Source organism: Streptomyces adelaidensis, assembly GCF_016598475.1.
Classification (GTDB): Bacteria; Actinomycetota; Actinomycetes; order Streptomycetales; family Streptomycetaceae; genus Streptomyces; species Streptomyces adelaidensis.
Map to the genome: position 1 here is coordinate 1 of NZ_JAEMUX010000176.1, position 5,250 is coordinate 5,250.

Annotated in this window: 4 protein-coding genes; 3 read left to right on the forward strand and 1 reads right to left on the reverse strand. The window is 69.1% G+C overall.

Annotated elements, in window-relative coordinates:
- Positions 1–180 precede the first annotated feature (180 nt).
- Entirely contained in the window at positions 181–1,902 is a 1,722-nt protein-coding gene (locus I8N67_RS40795; protein ID WP_200309364.1) for a serine/threonine-protein kinase, read from the forward strand.
- Positions 1,903–1,986: 84 nt separating this feature from the next.
- Here I8N67_RS40795 and I8N67_RS40800 read toward each other — a convergent pair whose 3' ends face one another.
- Positions 1,987–3,456, reverse strand: a complete 1,470-nt coding sequence (locus tag I8N67_RS40800) for an amino acid permease (RefSeq protein ID WP_200309365.1) — start codon at positions 3,454–3,456, stop codon at positions 1,987–1,989.
- 273 nt (positions 3,457–3,729) lie between these two features.
- Here I8N67_RS40800 and I8N67_RS40805 point away from each other — a divergent pair, with 273 nt between their 5' ends.
- Positions 3,730–4,215, forward strand: a complete 486-nt coding sequence (locus I8N67_RS40805) for a ribose-5-phosphate isomerase (protein WP_200309366.1) — start codon at positions 3,730–3,732, stop codon at positions 4,213–4,215.
- Positions 4,216–4,402: 187 nt separating this feature from the next.
- Entirely contained in the window at positions 4,403–5,221 is an 819-nt protein-coding gene (locus I8N67_RS40810; protein WP_200309367.1) for an Fpg/Nei family DNA glycosylase, read from the forward strand.
- Positions 5,222–5,250 lie beyond the last annotated feature (29 nt).

The following is a 5,250-nucleotide window of genomic DNA, read 5'->3' on the forward strand; positions in this document are numbered from 1 at the left end:
CTGGCCGTGCCCGAATTCACGTCCTATGAAGAGGTACCACAAGATTTCTCGGCACTATGCTGGTGCGGCACGAAGTGTGACCAATGCGCGACTTTCTGGTTCTTCTGTGGCATGTGCGGGCAGTTGTTGAAGGGGGGCATGGGGGTGCCGGAAATAACGAGGGGCGGTGTTCCGGGGCTAATGGTGGCCGGCCGTTATCTGCTGGTCGAAAGCATTGGCCAAGGAGGAATGGGGCGGGTCTGGCGAGCCGCCGACGAAATACTCGACCGTCAGGTGGCCGTCAAGGAAATGCGTATCGACGGCCTCGACACGGAGGACACCCGCACCCGACGCGAGCGAACCCTGCGCGAGGCCAGGGCGACGGCCCGCATCGACCACCCCAACGTCGTACGTATCTACGACGTGGTCGACGAGGGCGAGCGCCTCTGGATCGTCATGGAACTGGTCGACGGCCGCTCCCTGGAACGGCTCGTGGCCGAGGACGGCCCCCTCGACGTGCGCGCCACGGCCCGCGTCGGCCTCGAACTTGTCGACGCCCTGGGTCAGGTGCACGACCAGGGCGTCCTGCACCGCGACATCAAACCGGCCAACGTCCTCATCAGACGCACGAGCGGGAACGGGTCCGTCCTCACCGACTTCGGCATCGCCGCCATCCAGAACACCGAGGCCCTCACCATGGCCGGCATGCTCGTCGGCTCCCCCGACTACATGGCCCCCGAGCGCGTCTCCGGCCGCCCCCAGGGCCCGCCCTCCGACCTCTGGTCCCTGGGCGCGACCCTCTGCGCCGCCCTCGGCGGCCGCTCCCCCTTCTCCCGCGCCACCACCCTCGCCACCCTCCACGCGGTCCTCTACGAGGAGCCCGAACTCCCCGCCGCCGCAGGCGAACTCCACGACGTCCTGGCCGCCCTCCTGAAGAAGGAACCAGCGGCACGCCCCGCCCTGCAGGAGCTCTCCGAAGCCCTCCACCGCATCGCCGCGGGCCCGACGAGGACCACACCGGCGGAGTCGGGGTTCGCCGGGGAGACGGAGGGGGCCGGCGCCGCCCCGGAACCCGTACAGGACCCCACCCCGGAACAGCGGACACCGACGCTGCTGAACCGACCCGAGACCAAACCCCAACCCGAACCCGACCGCGCCACCATCCCTGTCCTCAACCGAACCCCCTTCTCCTCCCAACGCCCGGCGCCTCCCACCGGAAGTGAACTGCCGACGCACCCCGGGCCCAACCCCCTGCCGAGCCCGCCTGCTTCTACGGGTTCCACGGGTTCTACGGCTTCCACGGGTCCCACGCGAACTCGGCGGACCAAACGCCGTACCGCCCTCATAGCCGCCGCAGGCGTGGCCGTAGCCGCAGTCGTCGCCGCGATCCTCGTACCGGCGATGGGCGGATCGCCCGACCACAAGGACAAGGCGTCCGACTCGACGTCGTCCTCTCCGTCCCCCACCGTCGCCGGCACCTCCCGCCCGCCCACGCCCACCCTCGCGCCCGGCGCCCGCGCGGAGGCCGGTGTGTTCGCGTGGGTCCCGCCGGAGGGTTTCTCGCGCGAGGTGCACGCCGGTGCCGAGGTGCACTACACCTCGCCGGATGCCCAGCAGGAGATCGTCGGCAAGGCCTCCCTCGCCCGTGGTGAGCTCCTGGAGCAGTGGCAGAAGAAGGAGGAGAGCACGAGCGAGGGCCCGGGATACGACCGTATCCGCCTGGAGGAGACCGAGTTCCGGGGCGAACCCGCCGTTGTGTGGGAGTACACGGTCACGGCCCAGGAACTGCCCTGGCACGTCCGGTCACTGGGCTTCAACACCGGCGGCAAGTCCTACCAGCTCACCACCTGGTACCACCCCGACATCGAGGACCGGGCCCTCCCGGTCTACGAGAAGGTCGAGAAGAGCTTCACCCCCCTCTGAGCCGAAGAAGCCCGAAGCAAGGGCAAGGGGCCCGGCAGCGCACGACGCGCCACCGGGCCCCAAGAGGACTGGACCGCCCCGAGCTCAGCGAACCTCGTCGGAGACCTCGGCGGCCGCCTTCCCGCCGCCACCCTTCCCCCCACCGATCCGCTCCTTGACCAGCGCGATACCGACGACAACCGCCGCGACCAGCAGCGAAAGCAGCAGGATCTCCTGGTTGCCGTGCTCGGTGTCGAAGAGCATGTAGCCGAGCACGAAGAGGATCAGCCCGATGGTGGCCCAGGTCAGGTACGGGTACAGCCACATCTTCACGACGAGCTTCTCCGGCGTCTCCCGCTCGATGATCTTGCGCATGCGGAGCTGGGAGAAGCAGATGACGAGCCAGACGAACAGGGCGACCGCGCCGGAGGAGTTGACGAGGAAGAGGAAGACGCCCTCGGGGAAGAAGTAGTTGAAGATGACCGCGACGAACCCGAAGACGACCGAGGCGAGGATCGCCGTCATGGGCACACCCCGGCCGTTGGTCCGCCCGAAGGACTTGGGCGCGTCCCCGCGTCGGCCGAGGGAGAAGGCCATGCGGGAGGCGGTGTAGAGGCCGGAGTTGAGACAGGACAGCACCGAGGTCAGCACGATGAAGTTCATGATCTGCCCGGCGTGCGCGATCCCGAGGCTGTCCAGGGCGGCGACGTAGGAGCCCTTCTCCTTGATGGAGGGGTCGTTCCAGGGCAGCAGCGTGACGACGACGAAGATCGAGCCGAGGTAGAAGACGCCGATCCGCCAGATGATGCTGTTGGTGGACTTGGTGACCGCCTTCTGCGGATTCTCCGTCTCGCCCGCCGCCAGGGTGGCGATCTCGCTGCCCATGAAGGAGAAGACGACCAGCAGTACGCCGACGAGGATCGCGCCCGCCCCGTGCGGCAGGAACCCGCCGTGCTCGGTCAGGTTGGACAGCCCCGCCTTCTCGGTGTCGGCACCCGGCAGCACTCCGAAGACCGCCAGCCCGCCGACGACGATGAACACGGCGATCGCGACGACCTTGATGCCCGCGAACCAGAACTCGAACTCGCCGTAGGAGCCGACCGAGACCAGGTTCGTGGCGGTCAGCACGACCATCACGATCAGCGCCCAGCCCCACTGCGGGACGGCCGGGATCCAGCCCTCCAGGATCACCGCACCCGCGGTCGCCTCGACCGCGAGCACGACGACCCAGAAGAACCAGTACAGCCAGCCGATCGAGAACCCGGCCCACCGCCCGAGCGCGCGGTCGGCATGGGCGGAGAACGAACCGGAGGTGGGATTGGCGGCGGACATCTCACCGAGCATCCGCATCACCAGCACCACCATCGTGCCGACGAGGGCGTACGACAGAAGGATGCCGGGGCCGGCGGTGGCGATACCGGAACTCGACCCGACGAACAGGCCGGCCCCGATCACGCCACCGATCGCGATCATCGACAGATGGCGGTTCTTGAGACCGGCGTGGAGTCCGGGAGAGGGGGGAGGGGAGGAGCCTGGAGTGCCGGTGTGGGACGGCAGAGTCGGCTGCGAGGTCATGGGGGGAGTTCCTTTGCACCGTGGTGGGGACTTCCGTGCGTCTGCCCAGCGGCTCCCCGGTGACTCCCGTAAGAGCGGGACATGAGAGTCGGCCAGTGGGGGCCGGGTGAACCGCTGGAAAGATCGGTCCAGTGAATCGGAGGTGAAAGGATTCCAGAACCTTTGAATCCAGATTGTTACTTGAGGTTTACTTGAGGTTCTGTGGTGAGGCTCACGGTTTTCGGCGCCGGACCCCGTCGTGCCACACCGAAACACGCATGTCACACTCGGACCATGCGCGTCTACCTCGGCTCGGATCACGCCGGCTACGAACTCAAGAACCACCTCGTCGAGTGGCTGAATGCCGCCGGCCACGAGCCCGTCGACTGCGGGCCCCACATCTACGACGCCCAGGACGACTACCCGCCGTTCTGCCTCCGCGCCGCCGAGCGCACGGCCGCCGACCCCGGCTCCCTGGGCATCGTCATCGGCGGCTCCGGCAACGGGGAGCAGATCGCCGCGAACAAGGTGGCCGGCGTCCGCGCCGCCCTCGCCTGGAGCGCCGAGACCGCCGCGCTGGGCCGCGAGCACAACGACGCGAACGTCGTCGCCGTCGGCGCCCGCATGCACTCCCAGGAAGACGCCACGAAGTTCATCGAGACCTTCGTCAACACCCCCTTCTCCGGCGACCCCCGCCACATCCGCCGCATCGACATGCTGGCGGCGTACGAGACCACCGGCGACCTCCCCGCGATCCCCGCACACCACCCCCAGCGGTAGGTTTTTACGCCGCCCGCCCAAGAGGTCGGAAGTCTGCTCTCGCCGGGCGGCTGCGGGCCGAAAAGCAGGGGGCGCAGCCCCTGCTTTTCAGGGGCGCGGGGAACTGCGCGAGCAACCCCCACACACCCGCACCCCAAAACGCGCCCCCAACCACCCCCCACCCCCCTGCCGCACCCCGGAGGACCCCGTGCCGGAAGGGCACACCATCCACCGCCTCGCCGAGGACTACCTCGCCCACTTCGGCGGCCGGAACGCACACGTCACCAGCCCCCAGGGCAAGTTCACCGACGCGGCGGCCCTCCTCACGGACACCCCCCTGACCACCGCCGAGGCGCACGGCAAGCACCTCTTCCTCCACTTCGGCGACCCCGACGCCGAGGAATGGGTCCACATCCACCTGGGCCTCTTCGGCAAGGTCGACCTCGGCCCGGCCCCGGCACCCCCGCCCACGGACACCGTCCGCCTGCGCCTGCGCAACGACACCTCGTACGTCGACCTCCGCGGCCCGACGACCTGCGCCCTGATCACGGACGCCGAGAAGAGGGCCGTCCACGCCCGCCTCGGCCCGGACCCGCTCCGCCCCGACGCCGACCCCACGCGCGCGTACGACCGCGTCTCCCGCAGCCGTACGACGATCGCCGCGCTCCTCATGGACCAGAAGATCATCGCGGGCGTCGGCAACGTCTACCGCGCCGAGGTCCTCTTCCGCCACGGCATCGACCCCTACCGCGCGGGCAGGGACATCAACTCCCGCGAGTGGGAGGCGATGTGGGCCGACCTCGTGCTGCTCATGCGCGAGGGCGTACGCAACAACCGCATCGACACCGTCCGCCCGGAACACACCCCGGAGGCCATGGGCCGCCCGCCCCGCGTCGACGACCACGGCGGCGAGGTGTACGTGTACCGCAGGGCCGACCTTCCCTGCCACATCTGTGGCGGCGAGATCCGCACCGCCGATCTCGCCGCCCGCAACCTCTTCTGGTGCCCGGCCTGCCAACAACGCTGAGCAGCCCGGGGACGAGGCACGAACCCCTC